Source organism: Bacillus sp. JJ634, assembly GCF_036962285.1.
In the GTDB taxonomy this organism is placed as follows: domain Bacteria; phylum Bacillota; class Bacilli; order Bacillales; family DSM-1321; genus Peribacillus; species Peribacillus asahii_A.
The window spans coordinates 1-19,464 of the sequence record NZ_JBALMU010000062.1 but is presented as its reverse complement, the minus strand read 5'-3'; the positions used below and the strand labels follow the sequence as shown (position 1 = coordinate 19,464).

Here is a 19,464-nt window from a genome sequence, read left to right as displayed (position 1 = left end):
TCATCTTCAACTTCAAAATCTTCCAGAAATTCCTCTATTTCCATTTCTATATCTGGAATATCTATAGTTGCTAAAAGATCGGTTTTCCATTTTCTTGGTCTGCCTAAAATCTTTTTATATTCATATCTATCTGCAAGATGTCCTAAATCTTCATAGAAATCTTCATGATAATCATCAAATTCATCAACTTCCCCGTTATTATTTACAATAATAATTTGATGATTTGGTATCAAAACAATCATTCCTGATGAGAAAGAGTATGTATATTTCTTTTCAGCCAATGGACTTTGTATAATATACGTTGGAATTGATTTCTCTTCAGCGTATTGTTCGAGTTTTGTTAAAAATGATTCATTACTTTCATTAACTTCAATATTTGAGAAAAAATATGTACTAGACATAGTATTTTCACTCCTTATTCAAAATCTAACTTTTCTTCTAAACTTGCTTCAGCAATATAATCAAGTAATTCCTCACCAATTTTAGAATAGCTCTCTGCCTGTGTTATCGATAAGCCCAGACAATTATTTATATACTCTGCTCCAAAATTTGCTGCACAAAACTGTAATGCTGCTATCCTTAAATCTTTTGGAGTAATATTTAAAAACTCTTTAACAACATTGCGTATTTTTAGTATATGCCAAAAAGCCACCAATATAAGATAATAACGGACTAAACACATATAAACCGAGCCTTACCACCCTATCAACTTCCCCTTAAAGAATCCGTTTAATTTTCTATTTCATTTATTCACTTCTGTCTTTAGAGTATCATATTCCTTAGTAAAGTTGCTCTACAATCTGGCCCTTTAAAAGAAAAAGACGCGTTCCTAAATAAACGCGCCCGATTGTTCAATATCGATAATAGAATATACCTACTAGTTGAAGAACCTTATTCAATGTCATCTATCTTGTTGCCTTCTTCAGCTATTTGGCAACTACCTCCACCGAAATGCCATCCTTTCAACCACTTGATTGATAGACGTATTCCCTATAAGTCAACTCTGTTTACATCTATTTACTTTTGATATTACTTTGGCGAAACAATTACTAGGTTGGATTAAATTTGACCCACTCGCTAACCGCTAAGTCTTGATACAAAGAGATTTCTAACAAATGGTATGATAAATTATCGGTGTATAGTATGGACAAATAGTGTACATCATTTAGTGGAGATGTTTGTGTTATCCTGAAGCGTTTTTTCTATGTAATAAAAAAGACTCTAACCTTTTAGACTAGAATCCTTTATTTTAGTTATTAACGAATAACTCCATAAATTCATCTGCAAACTTCCTAACAAAATCTCGGTCGAGTGCAGTTGCCCAAGTTTCATCATTGTTTGGTGCTGTTTTACTCCAATTATAAGAACCATGCATTACATACTCTAAATCAATTATACAGAATTTATTGTGAAGTCTGTTATACCCTTTTTTCGGTACTTTTACAAGTTCAAAATTACGTTCAAAATCTGCTAATAAAGTTTGGTTTGTTGGTTCATCTGAGGTAATTATTCGTACATTTACACCGTCAATTTTTCTTAGTATCAATTCTCTATATATATCTATATCGGTAAACCAAGCTACCGCTACCCATATAGTATATTTAGCCCCTCGAATCCCTTGAATTATTTTTTCTTTTATTTCTTCAAAAACAACATCATGTTCAACCTGTGGAGAAATGTTATCAAGTTCTACTGGTTTGGGCTTGATGTTTAATCCTGCATATTCATAATTTCCTGGTGACCTATATACTAATGCTGTCAATGTTTCTAATTCATCTCTTAAAAATTCAGCCTGTTCCAACATAGGCACAGGGACTCTTAAATCAATATACTCCTCAAAATGCCGATATTTATTTGCGAAAACACCAGTTTTATCAAAGTCAATTTCTGAATTTCTTAAAAGTGTAAGTAATTCATTTTTGTTTACATACTTTCCGAATTTCACCGTTTCTACCATTGTTCTCAAAAATTGTTCTTCGTTCATTTATATACCCCCCTTAATCTTCTAATATTGATAACCATAATATACCACAGATATGTATAAAGCAGCGACGCATGGCAATTCTTATGAGTTTCTTTTCTTTCCTTTCCTATTGAGGGTGAAGAATAATGTATAAGGTGATTTTTTATTTTCAATATATACAGTATCTATGTTTCTTCATTGTGGATGATACAAGGGAAGCTTTATCCAAGTATAAGAAAACTGGATTCTATGTAAATTAAAGAACATTGGCACAAGGGATTGTGTACCGTCAGGATTCTAACGGAGAACATACGATATAAGAAGGAAGGAGGGATAGCCTTAACGGGTTATTTCCTTTTTTTGTGTCTAATAATTTTTATTGCAGTCGAATCGACGAGGTCGATCGACCTAACGGAAAGTGAGAAAATGGTTGGTTAATAAAAGATGATACGATAGACAACGAAACAAAAATAAAAAGCCACCTATTATGGTGACCATTTATCAAGCAGGGGCTAAAACCAAGTTACTACCTTCAGTATTTTGGATATTACCAACAATCCTTTTAACAACTGCATTATCTAACTTCAAGCATACACTTTGAATCTTATTTTTAGTTGCATTAGCGTTTTCGGTTAAGTGTAGAGCATCATTATATAATGGTTGAAGTAAGAAAAAATCTTCAGGTACTTCGACATCTTGTTCAACAGCATAGTTAAGCTTCCGTATTGTGGAATGCAACCCAATAAATTCAGCCTTTTGTTCCTCGGTTTCAAGCCAATTGTATACGATTTTTTCAATCTTAACTCTTATTGCACATATTATTTTTAACGGATCATATTTTTGGTCATTTAGAAATGTGTCTATCTCGTAATGTATCATCTCATAAAAAAGTGAAGAATCATGATAATTGCTATCATTAATTAGCGGTTTATCTCCATCAGCAAATTGAAAGCCTCCAGGATGAAAATGTAGGTAATATTTCTCTAGGTTTTCTGCTAATGCTGGATAGCGTGATTTATTGCTTCTTATCTTCAGTAAATCTACCATAGTATTATCTTCAGTATAAGAGTAACTTTTTAAATAATGAATTTTAGTTTTATTAAAGTAATAGTTGTTAAAGAGTATAGGGTCTAAATGCGTTAAAATTATAGGAAACAAAACTTTACCCATATCTCTACATTCCTGAATCATCTGTGATAAATAGTATTGAACTATTAACATGTTCGAACCGTCAAGATAGTCAAAAATTTCATCTATAATTAGAATTCCTATATTCTTCGTAAATTTCACCTTGAATTTTGAAAGATTTGAAATAAAGCTTAATACATCTCTCTCCCCGTTTGACATTTGATTAGCAGCTAAAAATTCAACAACTAATTTACCTTTTGATACTTTAGTTTTAATGTTCCTACCTGTGGTATTAAACATGTTTAATTTATAATCTAAATCATTTCGGTATTCTACATACTCTAAATACGTTTTAGCTTTTTTTATATCGTTTTTAACTATTTTTATTACCTCAATAATTTGGATAGCGGTTAACGATAAATCAATTTCATTTGTATTTTCAAAAGGCAGGTTTTCTAAGTCCTTTACAACCTGTAGTAAGTCTGAAATTAAAGGATTATCTTTAAGTAATCTCAAATTTTCATTTGTAATACTATCTTTGATGTGTTTTAATGAACCACTTTCCGCCATCTCTTCAATGAACTTGTTAATGGAAGTTTCAGGTCTTCTTTGAGTTGCACACTTATCAAGGAGTTCGTAGTTAATGCAAAGTAAATCCAGATTTTTTAAACTCTTAAATACATCGGATATGTTGGCAAATACTTTTCCTTTTTCACCGTACTTATCCTTAATATCTTTTAGTCTGTACGGTATTTCTACTTTTTGAGGAATACTATCAAAAAAAACTAAGTCCTCCACATCCAATTTAGCTGATTGTGAAGAAAACTTTCCAAAACTACGAGAAGTACTTTTTGCATATATTGGATTATTTATCACATATGTATTCATAGACTTACTTATTTCATTTTTGGTTGTATCAGCTACAAGTGTTGTATTGCCAACACTGTCTAATACAAGTTCTAATTCTAATGAGGGAAGGTTTTTAATGTCACCTTCAAATAAATCTTCCTTATCCAATTCAATTTTATTGGATTTTAATGCTTTAAAAGTCGTAGCAATCGTGCTTTTTCCAAATCCATTAGGGGCAACAAATAAATTAGGGAAATTTGCATGTAATTCATTAAATTTTAATTCATATGAACCTTTCCCCTTTACATTTTCTATTTTAATTCTTTGAATCCTATTAATTGTTCTCATTCCTTTCCTGTCCAATACACAAATAATAGTACCATATTTTGGGTAGGTGGGTTTCTTGAATCTATACAATTGAATAGTATGTAAATACTTGGCCCGATACATAAAAAGAGTTACCAGAAGGAGTTTTAATGGTTTGATCCTCTGTTAGAGCTTTAACTTTGGCATCAGCTTCTGCTCTTTGAGTAGCTGTCCAACCATCCTTATACTTCAACTCAATATCTACACCTTTATTCGTACCCTTAGTTTAATTGTACTTCTTTATAATATCTATTAACATTCCTAAACAATATGGCCCGATTGCGGAATAACATAATCGACATTTTAATTTTAAATGACTTTATTATTTTTTAAACGACTTTATTATGATTTAAATAACTTTATTATCATGAAACACACAGAACCGTGCTTGCACTATTAATGCACACGGCTCCTCCTAGTCATCATTCACAGAATGTAGCTAATCTCTTTTCTTAAATCATATATATTCACTTTAATTCTTGGTGAAGGTAGTGGACATTTATCAAGAAACAGTCTGAATTTATCCCATGTAAAGGATTTCCTTTGACTTCTTCTATTGAGCCATTTAAACAGTAAGTTCTCGATTTTGCACTTAAAGTTACTGACATTTAGGATATTATCAGTGATGCAATAATAGTTGCAGTAACCAATAAGCGAGCATCTAAATCTGTCCATGATTATATGAATATCCTTCTTATTTCTATTCTTCTTTAGCCATTCTTTAGATTCTTTTAATTTACCTTGGACTTTCTTCCGACTCGATTTCCGTTTCACCCGAAATTTCCCTTGTTTACTTTTACCGCAATAGTGAGTAAAACCTAAGAAATCAAAAGTTGCAGGTTTACTATTTCCCTTTTGCTTTGCATCTTTTTCCGCAAACCGCCCGAAGGGAATTATTTTGGTCTTATCCTCGGCAATTCCCAATTTAAATTTCTTTAATCTACATTTTAATGATTGGAAGAATTCCTGAGCTTCGCTCCTATATTGAAAACAGCACACGAAATCATCTGCGTATCTTACAATATAAGCTTGTCCCTTGCAGTGTTTCTTGACCCTTTTCTCAAACCATAAGTCGAGGACATAATGGAGATATACATTGGCTAATACTGAAGATATTACTCCACCTTGTGGTGTGCCATTATCTGTTGTGTATTTCTTCCCTTCCTCCATATATCCACCTTTAAGAAACCTATTAATTATTCTTAGAAGGCTAGGGTCAGTAATTCGCAGTTTTAAGAACTCCATCATCCATTTGTGGTCAACGGTGTCAAAGAATCCTTTAATATCGACATCCACTACATAGTTTACTAATCTCTTTTCGATATAAAAATTCAGTATTTTCAAAGCATCATGGCAACTACGTTTAGGACGAAACCCAAAGGAACAGTCTAAAAAATCATTTTCATAGATGGTGTTTAGTATCTTTGTAATGCCTTTTTGAACAATCTTGTCTTCGTGTTCCGGTATTCCTAATGGTCTTTTCTTGTTTGAATTGAGCTTTGGAATATACATTCTCTTTACTGGAACAGGGCGATAACTTTTGCTTTTAAGCCTACTTACTAATTCCTCTATATTTTCTTCTAAATTTTCACCGTATTGGTCTTTAGTTGTACCGTTAATCCCTGTTGCTTTCCTATCGGGTAGTTCATGATGACATTGAGCTAGTGCTTGCTTATTTAATAGATGTGCAAGAGTTGTAAATTTTATTTTGGAATCAGACTTTGCTAATTCTGCTATCCTTAGTAGTTTTGTTTCCATTTAATATACCTACCTCTGTGTGTAGTAAATGTGTCTCTAGTAAGGGTGATAACTAGGTAGCAGCCTTTCCTACAACGGCATTTGGTTTCCTTGCCTTTTATCGCTTGTACACCATACTCTTCTGAAAAAAAGAAAAGACCGGTAGGGTCTCCTAAGTTGCCATATCATATCAATGTATGACGTGCCAAGGTCTATGACTCCAGAGAGGTTTTATCCTTCTTGCCTTTACCGAAAGATAAAATGTAGCTTTCTGCAGCGCTTAAAGCATCAGCCTTCTCAAACTACAATCATTATGGAGCTCAATCCCTTCAACCATTTGGCTTTCGGCCCGCCACCTAACTGTCTACGCTTAAAGACTAAAGTTACCTTTAGCCCTCCAAGACTCGCTACGAGCGAATGGCTAGTTCTTACTCGACGGGAATCCCACCCGTTATATGATACGACCTATGCTCAGCCGCACAAGCGCCCGATTGTTGAACAAAGAAATACTCTACAAAATAGATCTTTTTATCAAACTTTTTTACAAATTATCAATCTTTATTATAAATGATCAGACTTTTTAATAAATTATCGAATTTTATTTTAAATCCACACTAACGTACTCACCAAAGCAAAAATAATATATATGTTATCTAACATCTAAATTTAGTCTATTTATTTTCAAAGACTAATAGGATGTATAAAGGAGGAACTGAGCATGGATAAAGGTAAATCACCTACAATTAAGGATAAATTAGAACTTAAAAGAAAAGAGAGAGAAAAAAAAAGAAAGTTATCCAAAAAAAGGACCACAGATTTTCAGAAAAAACTAAAGGAATATTAAAAAAAGCCCATTCTCATGGGCTTTCTAACATTTATACTTCTGCTAATTGCTTTAGTTTTTCTTCGAATCGAGCGGTTCTATTCTTACTTCGCTCTCTTTTAGCTTTCCGTTCTTGTCTTCTTATAAGAATAGTACACTCTAGTGAACTACTCATTGAGTCATATTTACTTACCAGTGATTTTGGATCACCTTTAATAGTATTAACACCTGATTGTCTATCTGAACCTACCTTATAACCACCTGGTTTATTTACTTGTTCCATAGCTTTCACAACCTTTCGTGATATTAGGAGTTCACCTTCATGTTTTGACTTATAATCTTGCAATGGGACTCTAATAGATTATACAAGTCTAATGTGTTTAGAATGATTCCATCTTCTTCCTTAAGAATACTACCTTCTAAAACAGCTTGCAACGCCTGGTCTTGTTTTAATGGAGAGTATAGAGTAATAATCCAGTAGACGTTTAACTCTTCTAGAAAGAACTTATAGGAATCCTAGCGCAATTTAAGCCACATACAAAATCATGTAATGAATCAGAACAGAAGAATGAACTAAACCGTGCGTTCGATCAGGTGGAAGAAATGACGGTGGTTGTAAGCGATTTAACGTACGTGAGAGTCAATCAAAAATGGCATTACGTATGTGTTATTTGTGGATCTCTTTAATCGAGAAATTGTAGGCTTCAGTACAGGCCCAAACAAAGATGCCTTACTCGTTTATCGTGCATTTGCCTCCATTAAGGTCGACCTTCGTAAAATCCAGCTTTTCCATACGGATCGTGGAAATGAGTTCAAAAATAAATTGATTGACGATGCTTTAGAGACGTTTCAGATTCAACGATCTTTGAGCATGAAGGGCTGCCCATATGACAATGCGGTGGCTGAGGCAACGTTTAAAATCATCAAAACAGGGTTTGTGAAAGGTCAACATTTTACTAGTTTAGAAGAATTAACAAGGGAATTACAGGGCTATGTCCACTGGTTTAATCACATACGAATTCATGGAACACTTGGGTATGTAAGTCCGATTGATTATAAACTTGAACACCTTAAAAAAGTTGTCTAGTTTAGTGTTGACATACCACCTATTCCTGTCGAAACCAGGCCCTGCTCTTGCATAATGCGTCCAATTCTTCGTCTAGAAACGATGAGGCCACGTTTTTTTTAGTTCTACCTTGATTTTACGTGTCCCGTAATTTTGACGGCTTGCCTGAAATACATCGATCACATTGGATGTAATGTCATCCTCTGTCGCTCTTTCTTTTGCTTCATAATAATAGGTGCTTCTAGGGATTTGTAGGACTTTACACATTGCTGATATCGAGTATTTATGTTGATTATTCTGGATCACATTTACTTTCGTCCTAGTATCAGCGCGGCTTGCTTTAAAATATCATTCTCCATTTCTAATTGCTTATTTCGCTTTCGGAGTTCGATTAGTTCTTTTTGTTCCTCCGTTAGATTGTCTTTTTCCTTAAAAGAACCCGAGTTCTGACTCTGACTCTGACTCACCCACTTATCTAAAGAAGAAGGCGTAAGGTCATACTCACGAATAATCTCTTTTCTCAGTTTCCCATTTTGGTACAACTGCACCATCTGTTGTTTGAAATCTTCCGTAAATGTTCGGCGTTCTCTCTTAGTCATGTAGATTCTCCTCAAATGTATGATCTGTAGTCTACTTGACCTTAAAAATTCTGTCCAACTAAGTGTAGCCTATCCATTTTATTAGTAATTCAAGTTAATCTCTTATAGTATCTCAAAGAAATTAATATTATCTTTTAAAAATTGTTGACATTCAATAATACTTCATGATATTTTTTATTTAAATTAAGTACTATTAGAAATTTTTCAAAATTTAATATCCTTTATATAACGGGAAGGACCCGAGAATCATGCACTATAAGTGTGTGTTTCTCGGGTCCTTTTGTTATATACAAATAGAAAGGAGAATATATGAACACTATTCAGTTACATGCACTAAATTATTTAAAATACGGGATGCATACAATACCTGTACAAAATAGAGGGAAAATCCCTTTGGTAAAAAATTGGCCCAGTCGATTAATAAAAAAAGAAGAAATTCTAAACGGAATTCACGAGGATTCAAACAGTATCTATTTTGAAAATATTAATCTTGGAATATTGACTGGATTAAACAGCGGTATTTTTGTAGTTGATGTAGACTCAGTTGAAGCCCTACAAACATTGACAAGTTTTGGAGAGTTTAATGATACATGGACGGTTAAGACAAACAGAGGATATCACTTTTATTTCAAAAATACCCAAAATGTAAAATCATGCAAATTATTTAACGGTGTCGATATACAAAGCGATGGAAAATTTGTCGTTGCTCCTCCTTCCTTTCACAAAAGTGGAGAACGCTATTGTTTTATAAAAAAACCTAAGGATTTTCCTATTGCTAATCCACCAAAATGGTTACTAAAGTTACTAAATGAAAAAAATTCATTCATAAAACAAAAGAAAACAATGACTATTTCCCATACAATCCATCACAATAGCTGGTATGATACTTTTTCTCATTTTGTAAGGAACATCAAGCCCACTAATCACAATTGGTTTAGTAGTTCTTGTCCCTTTCACGATGATAATCATAATTCGTTTGCTTTCAATAAAAATGGGGCATGGATTTGTTTTTCTGGATGCGGAAAAGGAAATGGTGAATATTTCATCTTAAAAGTTGAAAAAGAACTAGGAGGGAACTTTTATTATGCAAAAGAAAGAAAGTGATATAAGTATCTCATACCAGTTAGCTCTAGATAACTTTGATTTTGTTAAAACAGTAGACAATCAAGTATATTTTTACAGTAAAAAGAATAAAAAAGCACTTTACCCATTACGCAGTAAGGAATTCTTTGACTATCTGAGGATGATATTTTTACAAAAAACTCAAAGATTTGTATCAAGTCATGTTATTAAGGAGTGTGTAGAAAACTTGGATGCTATTCAACTTATCAAAATCACCAAACAAACAAAGGTATATACAAGAATTGCTCATTTAGATAATGAAATTTATATCGATTTAAACAATTCAAAAGCACCATTTGTAAAAATAAATAGTCAAGGTTGGACTTTAGTTGATACTACACCAATTGTCTTTAATAGAAGTAAGGTTATGCAACCTCTCCCTGCTCCTTTAAAAGGCGGGACAATTGAGCAATTAAACGAAATATTGAACATGGAATATGAGGATTTTTATATGCTAGTAGCATTTATACTTGGAACCTTTATGCCCCCTTCCAGTTATCCAATTCTATATTTACAAGGAAGCGAAGGGAGTGGTAAATCCACACTCACAAAGTTTATAAAAAAAATTATAGATCCATCTAAGATTGACTCCCTTTCTATTTCATCAAAAGAGGACGATATGTTAATGAGTGCGAATTCACAACACCTTTTAGCTTTTGACAATATATCAAATCTTAGTAGAGAAAAATCGGATTGGCTTTGCAAATTAACAACTGGTTCTAGTCTCTCAAAAAGAAAGCTCTTTGAGGATTTTGAACAATTTTATATAAGTTTAACTAAACCAATTTTAATAAATAGCATTGAGTACATTGGGAGAGAAGATTTTTTAAGTCGCTGTCTATTTATAAGACTTGAAAGAAGAAACCTTAACACATATAAGAGCTTAAACTCTCTAAATAATCTACTTACAGCTTATCATCCTTATATTTTGGGAGCAATTTTTGATTTATTATCATTTGCTCTCCGTAATAAAAAGGAGAATGAATTTAATAAATATGCTACAAGACTTGTAGATTTTGAAAGTTGGATATATTCCATTGAACCAGCCCTTAATATATCTAAGGGTACATTTCAAAAGATTCTTAAAAAAAATCTAGTAACAAAAAATGAAAATGCACTTGAGGCAAATCTTTTTCCACGTTTAATAATTTCTATTATAAAAGAAAAAGGCAACTACCTTGAGGTTACTCCTACCGATTTATACAAGTTACTTATTGAGCAATCAATAAAAGATTTCGGTATTCAATCAAGAGTTAATATTCCCGCTCCAAATAAAATAAAAAATCTACTAGAAAGATCCGAAGCCTTGTTAGGTTCATTTGGCACTAATATTTCGTACCATAGAACTTCAAAAGAAAGAAAAATCATTTTAACTTGTGACAGCAATGACGGTTATGACACTTTTGATAAATAGTTTTAAATTTTACCAGAGGGGTTGATCCTTAATTATGAAAAATTTAAAAAATTATCCGGAAATTCTCGATGTGAAGCAAATTCAAGAAATATTAAATATCGGAAGAACTCAAGCCTATCAACTTATAGCCTCAAACGAGTTTCATACTGTGCGAATTGGTAAGAGAATTAAAATTTCTAAAGCTGTTTTCATTCGTTGGCTTGATGGAGAAAAATCATAGATTAAGAATTACAAGAAAATTAAATCCATATATTCAATTGCTTATACACACCCCTATTCCAATAGATAGTTTTCTGTTGTACTATAAAAATATCGGTAACAAAATTGGAAAAGGGGTGAACAATTTAGGAGGAGTTAAAATATGCCTGTTTATAGAGATGACTCACATAAAACGTGGTACTATGTTTTCAATTTTTACGATGATAGTGGGAAAAGAAAACAAAAACGAAAACGAGGTTTTCAAACTAAAAAAGAAGCAACTGAAGCATTGAGAAAACTAGAAGTTCAATTTCATGAAGGATCGTATATCGAATCCAAAAACGTACCATTCAAGCAATATATAGAAACTTGGCTTTCTATAAAAAAAATGACCTTAAGTAATAACACAATCTCACTATATAAAGGAAGTATTAAAAATTATATTTTACCATCATTAGGTAACATTTTATTGTCTAAAATGAAGCCACAGCATATTCAAAAGTTTATCGCAGGAATGCACGAAGCAGGACTAGCAGACGAAACGATAAAAAGAACCTTTAATATTGTAAATGTATGTCTTAATGAAGCGGTAAAACTTGGTGATCTATCTAGTAATCCTGCAGCTAAAGTAGAAAAACCTAAAGTAGTGCCAAAAGAAATGAAAATATGGACCGTCGAGCAAATTCAACATTTTTTGAAATCCTCAAAGGATTACCGATTGTATTGTGCCTTCCACTTAGCCATTATGACTGGTTTACGCAAAGGTGAAATACTTGGGTTACGGTGGAAAGATGTGGACTTAGAAAAACAAGTGTTGTACGTAAATCAAACCCTAGAACAAGATGGGAAAACACTCAAAAAAGGCGCAAAGACCAAGAGTAGCGTAAGATCTGTTACAATCTCACCCAGCACTAAAAAAGTTTTACTCAAACATAAAGAACAACAAGACAGTGAAAAGGAATTTTTTGCTTCAGAGTATAGCAATCTAGATTTGGTTATTTGTGCTGGAAATGGTGCTCCTTATCACCCTCGTAACCTAACAAGAACTTTTCAAACATTAACAAAGAAGGCCGGATTACCTCACATTCGTTTTCATGATTTACGGCATACTCATGCATCATTAATGATTGCTCAAAACGAACCGATGAAGTTAATTGCTGAAAGACTGGGTCACAGTAAAATTAGTACGACAATTGATACTTACGGACATCTACTTCCTAATATGCAGCATGATGCTTCTAACCGTCTTGATCAAACTATTTTTGGTGGGTCATAATAATTGTTGCCACAGTGTTGCCACGAACCGAATCCAATAAAAAATACCACTTCATTAAAAGTGGCATTTTCCTCAGAAACCCTTATACACCAAGGGTTTCATCCTTTATAAGACGATGACCTGTGAGGGACTTGAACCCCCGACCCCCACCCTGTCAAGGTGATGCTCTCCCAACTGAGCTAACAGATCGTATGTATACTATCTATCTTCTATTATATAAACAATTAATCAAAAGTCAACTAAATGGACTCTATCTATGCGCTTAAATAGTCGATTGGCAAGATTACTGGTCACTATAAAAGGTAAGGCTGTCTAAAAGTAGAACTTTCAAACAGCTTCTTCCCTCTATCCGATTAATTCCTTTTCTGCACTACCCGCTTTTTCATCTTTCAATATGCCATCTTCCTCATCTCTAATGCGGTGAGCGAGTCTAGAGGCAGCGTTAGCAGCAATGCTCCCGATTAAATCATCTAAGAACGTATGGACCTTACCTTCTGCTTTCGTATCGAGCTCTTTAATAAGGCCTAATTTCTTTTTGTCTAAATGGCCGAATGTTGTCACGGCAATACTCCCGTACGAAAGGGCTGCTCCAAAGGCAAGCGTTTCATCCACTCCGAATAACCCTTCATCCGATTCAATAATCGATTGCAGCGGCTCCGATAATTTCTTTTGTTCTGCCAGGCGATCCAGCTCAATGCCAACGAGAATGGCATGCTGCATTTCTCTTTTTAAAAGCACGCGTTCCACGCTATCTATACAATTTGCTAATGTTAAATCATGGTTATAGGGTATCTGCATTTCGTAGACAATTTCAGCAATCGCCTCAATGCTTACCCCTCGTTCTAATAACGCCTCTCTTGCTGCTTTCGTTACTTCTCTACTATGTACGCGTTTTGCTGTCATGTTATTCCGCTCCCAACTTGAGTTATGCCCTTCCATTATATCACTATATGGAGAACTGCCTTACTTTTTCTGAGCATGGTTCTTAATCATTTAACGAGAAATGACAAGCTCTTTTATGCTAAAATAACCACGTACATTGGTCGATTATTTTTCATTATAGGAGTGCTGATACATGAGTACACAGCGAGGAACGATTAAAGAATATAGATTCAAAAGCGAGGCATTATCGGAAGAAATCGAACTGCTCGTCTACTTGCCTTTCAATTTCTCTCCATTATATAAGTATACGCTCGTTATCGCACAGGACGGACGCGATTATTTTCAAATGGGGAAAATTGGACGCGTAGCCGATGAGCTTTTATCCAATGATGAGATTGAACAGATTATTATTGTCGGAATCCCTTATCAAGATCGCTTTGACCGCAGACGTAAATATCATCCAGATGGAGAGCAGCATGAGGCATATGTTCGCTTCTTGGCACATGAACTTGTTCCATTTTTAGATGAAGAGTTTCCTACTTATCAAATGGGATACGGTCGCGCGCTTATCGGTGATTCACTCGGGGGAACGGTTTCTTTATTAACGGCATTGAAGTATCCACATACGTTTGGCAAAGTCATTATGCAGTCGCCCCTTGTCGACGAAACGGTTATGAAAGCTGTACAAAATTTCGAGGAGCCTCATCTGTTAGAGCTGTATCATGTAATTGGGACAGAAGAAACCGATGTGCCAACGACAGATGGAAAGCGTGCGAATTTTATTGAACCGAATCGAGAGCTGCATCAATTATTGAATCAAAAAGGCTTTCCTTATTTTTATGAAGAATTTAAAGGCACACACACTTGGAAGTATTGGCAAGCAGATTTAAAAAGAGCATTGTTGGAAATGTTTTAATGATTCATGTAAAATAAATCCAAACGCCTTTTTACCATTCATCATCAGTCTTAAAAATAATATATTGGAGGTTACGATTTATGAAATATGGTGTTGTTATTTTCCCTTCGAAAAAATTACAGGATATCGCAAACTCCTATCGTAAACGTTACGATACGAAATATTCCTTTATTCCTCCGCATATTACACTCAAGAGCTCATTTGAAGCGACTGAGGAAGAACTGACAACGATTGTAGGTCGTGTACAACAAGCCGCAAGTAAAGTGCAGCCATTTTTAATTAACGTAACAAAAGCAAAATCGTTTCAACCAGCTAACAATACGATTTATCTAAAAGTAGAGCCTGCACCAGAACTAGATATGCTCCATCAAGCGCTTCATGGTGAAGGCACTCATAAAACAGATGTGGAGTATGCATTCAGTCCGCATGTTACAATTGCTCAAGAATTATCCAATGATGAACATTTAGATGTCATGGGGCAGCTAACTAATTTAAATGTAGAACACCAAGAAAAAGTAGATCGTATTCACCTGCTGTATCAATTAGAGGACGGTGTTTGGACCGTATACGAAACTTTCCGATTAGGAGCTGAATAAGTAAGTGTTTGTAAAAATTGTAAAAACACCCGAAGAACGTAACGATGCCTACTATGTCAGAAGAACGGTATTCGTTGACGAACAACATGTACCGGCAGAAGCTGAAATCGATCAATTCGAGGAAGATGCCGTTCATTTCGTACTATACAATGAGCAAGAACAACCAATTGGGGCTGGCCGCTATCGCGTCGTCGATGAAATAGCGAAAGCGGAACGTATTTGTGTGCTTGCGAATGGCCGCGGCAAAGGTTCAGGAGCTCTTATTATGAAAGCGATTGAACAGGATGCCGCCGAGCGTCATGTATCGCAAATCAAGCTATCTTCCCAAGTTCACGCAATTCCCTTTTATGAAAAGCTCGGTTATCATACTATTTCTGAAGAATATATGGATCAAAATATTCCTCATAAAACGATGATAAAAGATCTACCCCACACTTAACAGGCAGTAAGTCCCCCACCTCAAGCTTACGAGGAAACAAAGAAGATAGATGGAGGACAACTGCCTGTAAAGGTCCGATTGGTTCAACTAACCATCAGTGGGATGAAGCCCCCCACTGATGGAAGTTTCACTTTATAGCACTCTAACCCGCTGAATCATCAGCGGGTTTTTTCTTTGCTTTACAAAGACCTCTCAGCTCTGCTAAACATTCATAACGAACGTTATTTAACAAAATGCCCCTAAAAAATCCACGTCTGTCTGAAACCAATCTCCGCCAATGTACATAGTCTACTTAAGAACCATAAGTAAGGAGGGAAAGATCCAATGAATAATGACTTCAATTTGGATGAATCACAAAAGAGATTGATGGAGCTTCTCGTTTCTAGAACATTAAACAAATACGGAGTAAAGCGTGGCAGCCAGAATTTATCGGAAAGAGAAAAAGAAAATTTAAAGGCAACCATCCAAAGTTTACAAAAACAGGCTGACCTTCTTATCAACAGTCAAAAGAGCGTCACTGAAAAGGATGTAAACCCAGTAACAAACACATATGAAATAAAGGATAAAAAATAGCTAAATAAATCGTGGCTTTCGTCCAACCAGATTGACTAGTACCGCATATTTTAGTAAGGAATAAAACCTAAGGAGGAAAAACTATATGAACCAAAATGTATTTCGCAGCAGCTGTCAAGATCACAATGATCATTGTGACGACAGAAGATGGTCTGCATTAGATCGTGATACACGTCATCCACTTGATTGCCATAATGATGACAATGTGATTGAACAAGAAGCGGCACAACTAAATTCTCAAGTTCAAGTTTCTGAAGAGCTTATCTATATTAAAGATTCTTGCGATGTAAACGTAACTTCAACAGATGTAAAGGCTGCTCTTTCCCTTCAAGCTGCACTACAAGCTGCAATTGCTGTTGTCGTAAGCATCTCTATTGCTGACAGCAGCGACGCAAACCGCATCACACAAGACTTAATCCAATCTTCTCGCACAAGACAAATCACTCGCCAAAAAACAATCGTTGAAAATAGCCGTGACATCGATATCACAACAACAGACGCTCAAGTTGCTCTAAACATTCAACTACTTCTTCAATTATTGCTAGCTCTTATCGTAGAACTAGACATTTTATAAGCTGCTCCACAAAAAAGGACACATCATGTGTCCTTTTTCCTTGCTTCTAAATTAATTCATTAATATACAGCCCTTTACCAGTAATTCTCGCTTTCGTATTCTCAATCATTTTTGGATGGACTCTATTTACATACAGAGAATTTTCGTACTTTTGACGACGGTCATGCCGCTGACGATTCCATTGGTGCTTCATAAAGTGCTCTCCTTCTATTTCTTCGCGTACATAAGGCTTTATCGGCGGAGCGGCAATAGTACGATTCACCACTTTATCTCTTCGAACGGCTCCAAAAGTACGATTTGCATATTGAATATAATCATAGGGTGTGACAGGTGCAATATAACCCATTTTACTCCACCTCTTCCTCTCATTATGGTTTAATATATTCACCGATATAAGAATGTTGATCTTTAGCGTGTGAACCCGCAGTCTCACACGTCAAAAATCGTTCCGCCAACTAGATTTGCTGATGCCAGAACGGCAACTTAGATTTATCTAGTCTTTTTGTTTCTAGTATGTTTTGCTATGATGAGATATACGGATATTTTTAAAAGATTTGAGGTTTATATAGAATGAAGCTAGCAAAATCAGGAGATGAACTCATTAACCTACAATATATTTCAGCAAGTCAGCTGCAAACCTTATTTGATCAAGGAAAGCGTAATGAACTTGTTTGTCCCGCCTGCCTTGAACAAGTGAAACTTTATTTAGGTATCCATGAACCGCCTTATTTTTATCACCAACGAACAACGAATCCCTGTCCAGGAGCGGTAGTTGAGGCCAAAAGTGTTCCCAAAACAGAAAGTAGTATGGAGCTGAATGGTTTTAAGCTTCCGACATCAAGAACGATTACAGAAGAAAAAGTGGAGCCTGCTCCTTTTCTAAAAGCTCGGCCGATTTCAAAAAATCCCGCTTTTGTGGAGACGCCTTCCGTACAATCAACCATTAATAGTACGTACTTGAATTCTTTACAAACAATAGGTGTACAGCTCGATCAAGAACAATTGCTGGCCGCTACAACTGTAGATGGACCCGTTCTCGTCTTATCTGGTGCCGGCAGTGGGAAAACCCGCGTTTTAACAGTGCGTACAGCTTATATGCTAATCGAGCAGCAAATTGACCCAAGATCGATTATGCTCGTTACGTTTACAGCAAAGTCAGCGAAAGAAATGCAACAGCGTTTACTTACCTATCCAAACATGAGTCCTTCCCTCGTCTCCCAAATCGTGAGCGGCACCTTTCATAGTATTTTTTATAAAATTCTACTGTTTCATGAACCTCAAAAATGGCGACGAGATTTACTGCTTAAATGGGACTGGGAGAAAGAAAAGATTTTGAAGCAAGCAGGTCGAGAACTTGAGTTAGATGATAAAGAGTTTGCCTATGACCAAGCGCTCGGTCAAATTGGCTTATGGAAAAACTCACTCGTTTTCCCTCGTGACGTGAGAGCCGAAGATGATTGGGAGAAATCTTGCTTATTTTTATATCAAAAATATGAGGAATATAAAGCGCAAAACGGATACTATGATTTCGACGATATGCTTGTCGGATGCTATCAATTCCTTCAAAATCATCCTGACTTACTTTTGAAATATCAACAACGATTTCGCTATTTTCTTATTGATGAATTTCAAGATATTAATAAAATTCAATATGAATTAATTAAAATCCTTTCTGTTTTGGAAAAAAATGTTTTCGTCGTCGGCGATGATGATCAAGCGATTTATTCATTCCGTGGAAGTGATCCGCAATATATTTTAAACTTCGCCCACGATTTCCCGGGAACAAAAACGATTAAATTAACCGAAAACTACCGCTCTTCGCACGAAATTGTTTCGACTGCGAATCGAATTATTAGTCGTAATCAGAAGCGCCTTAGTAAAACAATGCATGCCCAGCATAATAACGGTGCAGCTCCCATTTTATTTTATCCATATGATGAAGAAGCAGAAGCGACAATGATTTTAACGGATATCCAGGAGAAGCTCGCCAAAGGAGCAAGGCCTAGCGACTTCGCCATTCTGTATCGCACGCATTCGATGTCACGTGCCATTTTTGAACGGCTCGCTGCTTCAAACATCCCCTTTATCATTGAAAGAGACGCAGAATCCTTTTATCAACGGCGAGTGATTCGCGGAATTTTAGCGTTTTTACGTTTAAGTGTAAATCCAGATGATACAAAAGCAGCAGGCGCGGTACTGTCTGCACTCTTTTTAAAGCAAAGCGTGCTGCAGGAATTAAAAGCTCAAACCATTCTTCAAGACTGCGATTATATTGATGCTTTTGGCTTTGTCAAAACAAAACATGCTTTTCAAGAACGCAAATTAAAAAAGATTCCAGCTCAAATTCGCAGTTTAAAGAACTTATCCCCGCTTGCTGCCTTAGAAATCATCGAGAAGGACTTAGGCTATCAAGATTTCATTAAGAAGCGCGGGAATGAAGCGGGCATTGAGAAGGGCTCTGATGATATTCGAGATTTACGCGTTGCCGCTAAACGCTTCGATACGGTGGAAGCATTACTAGAACATGTCGACCATATGACAGCGATGATTCAAGAAGTGAAGCAATGGTCGAGGCAAGACATCGATGCGATTCAATTAACGACCATTCATCGTGCGAAAGGGCTCGAATATGAATCGGTGTATTTATTAGCTGCTGTGGACGGCAGCTTACCGCACGACTTCTCCCTTGAAGCCTATCGCAAAGGAGAGCTTGCTCCATTAGAGGAAGAACGAAGGTTACTATATGTTGCCGCAACTCGGGCGAAACAACAGTTATCCATCTCCGTTCCTCAAACTCGGCGCGGTAAAACAGCCTATCCTTCGCGCTTTTTAAAAATTTAACCGGTGAAACGGGGGCTGTCCCAAGTCTGTTATCCTGACTTAGGACAGCCCTTTCCTTTGCTTGTTTCCCCGACTTTGTTCCTTTGATGAGGTTAGTCTAAA

19 protein-coding genes, 1 tRNA gene and 3 pseudogenes are annotated in these 19,464 nt (G+C 35.5%); 12 read left to right on the top strand and 11 right to left on the bottom strand.

The genetic code is table 11. From position 1 onward, the window contains the following. The 6 genes and pseudogenes from V7068_RS11090 to ltrA form a co-directional block, all read right to left on the bottom strand. Positions 1-401: pseudogene (locus V7068_RS11090) on the bottom strand (hypothetical protein); the annotation flags it as partial. A gap of 14 nt (positions 402-415) precedes the next feature. Beyond that, positions 416-682: a hypothetical protein gene (locus V7068_RS11085; protein WP_499712795.1), complete on the bottom strand. Its 267-nt coding sequence runs from the start codon at positions 680-682 to the stop codon at positions 416-418. Positions 683-1,249: 567 nt separating this feature from the next. Then, complete coding sequence (locus V7068_RS11080; RefSeq protein WP_499712794.1) at positions 1,250-1,984, bottom strand: phospholipase D-like domain-containing protein; 735 nt, start codon at positions 1,982-1,984, stop codon at positions 1,250-1,252. Positions 1,985-2,464: 480 nt separating this feature from the next. Continuing rightward, entirely contained in the window at positions 2,465-4,288 is a 1,824-nt protein-coding gene (locus V7068_RS11075; protein ID WP_499712793.1) for a hypothetical protein, read from the bottom strand. 61 nt (positions 4,289-4,349) lie between these two features. Next, entirely contained in the window at positions 4,350-4,499 is a 150-nt protein-coding gene (locus V7068_RS11070; RefSeq protein ID WP_499712792.1) for a hypothetical protein, read from the bottom strand. A 233-nt stretch (positions 4,500-4,732) separates the two neighbouring features. After that, the gene (ltrA, locus tag V7068_RS11065) at positions 4,733-6,064 is read right to left on the bottom strand and encodes a group II intron reverse transcriptase/maturase (protein ID WP_499712791.1); all 1,332 of its coding nucleotides are present in this window, start codon (positions 6,062-6,064) and stop codon (positions 4,733-4,735) included. Positions 6,065-6,761: 697 nt separating this feature from the next. Between ltrA and V7068_RS11060 the strand changes: the two genes are divergently transcribed. Further along, positions 6,762-6,887 (top strand): hypothetical protein, encoded by a 126-nt coding sequence (locus tag V7068_RS11060; protein ID WP_499712789.1) that lies wholly within the window; start codon positions 6,762-6,764, stop codon positions 6,885-6,887. Between the two features lie 31 nt (positions 6,888-6,918). On the opposite strand, the gene V7068_RS11055 is transcribed toward V7068_RS11060, so the two are convergent. Next, entirely contained in the window at positions 6,919-7,149 is a 231-nt protein-coding gene (locus V7068_RS11055) for a hypothetical protein (RefSeq protein WP_499712787.1), read from the bottom strand. Between the two features lie 233 nt (positions 7,150-7,382). On the opposite strand from V7068_RS11055, the pseudogene V7068_RS11050 reads away from it, so the two are divergent. Then, positions 7,383-7,953: pseudogene (locus V7068_RS11050) on the top strand (IS3 family transposase); the annotation flags it as partial. A gap of 29 nt (positions 7,954-7,982) precedes the next feature. On the opposite strand, the pseudogene V7068_RS11045 reads toward V7068_RS11050, so the two are convergent. After that, positions 7,983-8,537, bottom strand: a pseudogene (locus tag V7068_RS11045) (IS3 family transposase); the annotation flags it as partial. A 303-nt stretch (positions 8,538-8,840) separates the two neighbouring features. Here V7068_RS11045 and V7068_RS11040 point away from each other — a divergent pair. From V7068_RS11040 to V7068_RS11025, 4 genes are all read left to right on the top strand, one after another. Continuing rightward, positions 8,841-9,635 (top strand): bifunctional DNA primase/polymerase, encoded by a 795-nt coding sequence (locus tag V7068_RS11040; protein ID WP_499712786.1) that lies wholly within the window; start codon positions 8,841-8,843, stop codon positions 9,633-9,635. Beyond that, the gene (locus tag V7068_RS11035; protein WP_499712784.1) at positions 9,616-11,067 is read left to right on the top strand and encodes an AICE element replication initiation protein; all 1,452 of its coding nucleotides are present in this window, start codon (positions 9,616-9,618) and stop codon (positions 11,065-11,067) included. The genes V7068_RS11040 and V7068_RS11035 overlap by 20 nt, the downstream gene beginning before the upstream one ends. A 34-nt stretch (positions 11,068-11,101) precedes the next feature. Then, positions 11,102-11,287, top strand: a complete 186-nt coding sequence (locus V7068_RS11030) for a helix-turn-helix domain-containing protein (protein WP_499712783.1) — start codon at positions 11,102-11,104, stop codon at positions 11,285-11,287. A 141-nt stretch (positions 11,288-11,428) separates the two neighbouring features. Further along, positions 11,429-12,541, top strand: a complete 1,113-nt coding sequence (locus tag V7068_RS11025; RefSeq protein WP_499712781.1) for a site-specific integrase — start codon at positions 11,429-11,431, stop codon at positions 12,539-12,541. A 116-nt stretch (positions 12,542-12,657) separates the two neighbouring features. On the opposite strand, the gene V7068_RS11020 is transcribed toward V7068_RS11025, so the two are convergent. Together V7068_RS11020 and V7068_RS11015 are read right to left on the bottom strand one after the other, a co-directional pair. Beyond that, positions 12,658-12,730, bottom strand: a tRNA-Val gene (locus V7068_RS11020). A gap of 156 nt (positions 12,731-12,886) precedes the next feature. Next, positions 12,887-13,444 carry a phosphatidylglycerophosphatase A family protein gene (locus V7068_RS11015; RefSeq protein ID WP_499712780.1) on the bottom strand — a complete coding sequence of 186 codons (558 nt, stop codon included), beginning with the start codon at positions 13,442-13,444 and terminating at the stop codon, positions 12,887-12,889. A 172-nt stretch (positions 13,445-13,616) separates the two neighbouring features. On the opposite strand from V7068_RS11015, the gene V7068_RS11010 reads away from it, so the two are divergent. From V7068_RS11010 to V7068_RS10990, 5 genes are all read left to right on the top strand, one after another. Further along, positions 13,617-14,339: an alpha/beta hydrolase gene (locus V7068_RS11010; RefSeq protein WP_499712778.1), complete on the top strand. Its 723-nt coding sequence runs from the start codon at positions 13,617-13,619 to the stop codon at positions 14,337-14,339. 80 nt (positions 14,340-14,419) lie between these two features. Then, positions 14,420-14,935 (top strand): 2'-5' RNA ligase family protein, encoded by a 516-nt coding sequence (locus V7068_RS11005; RefSeq protein ID WP_499712777.1) that lies wholly within the window; start codon positions 14,420-14,422, stop codon positions 14,933-14,935. A gap of 4 nt (positions 14,936-14,939) precedes the next feature. Further along, positions 14,940-15,374, top strand: a complete 435-nt coding sequence (locus tag V7068_RS11000) for a GNAT family N-acetyltransferase (protein WP_499712776.1) — start codon at positions 14,940-14,942, stop codon at positions 15,372-15,374. 324 nt (positions 15,375-15,698) lie between these two features. After that, the gene (locus V7068_RS10995) at positions 15,699-15,947 is read left to right on the top strand and encodes a hypothetical protein (RefSeq protein ID WP_499712774.1); all 249 of its coding nucleotides are present in this window, start codon (positions 15,699-15,701) and stop codon (positions 15,945-15,947) included. 85 nt (positions 15,948-16,032) lie between these two features. After that, complete coding sequence (locus V7068_RS10990) at positions 16,033-16,521, top strand: spore coat protein (protein ID WP_127759418.1); 489 nt, start codon at positions 16,033-16,035, stop codon at positions 16,519-16,521. Between the two features lie 46 nt (positions 16,522-16,567). Here the strand turns inward: V7068_RS10990 and V7068_RS10985 are convergent, their stop codons facing one another. Next, a complete protein-coding gene (locus V7068_RS10985) occupies positions 16,568-16,867 on the bottom strand; it encodes a hypothetical protein (RefSeq protein ID WP_499712773.1) in 300 nt (99 codons plus the stop codon). 224 nt (positions 16,868-17,091) lie between these two features. On the opposite strand from V7068_RS10985, the gene V7068_RS10980 reads away from it, so the two are divergent. Then, on the top strand, positions 17,092-19,362 hold the full coding sequence (locus V7068_RS10980) for a UvrD-helicase domain-containing protein (protein WP_499712771.1): 2,271 nt from the start codon (positions 17,092-17,094) through the stop codon (positions 19,360-19,362). The last annotated feature ends 102 nt before the right edge of the window (positions 19,363-19,464 follow it).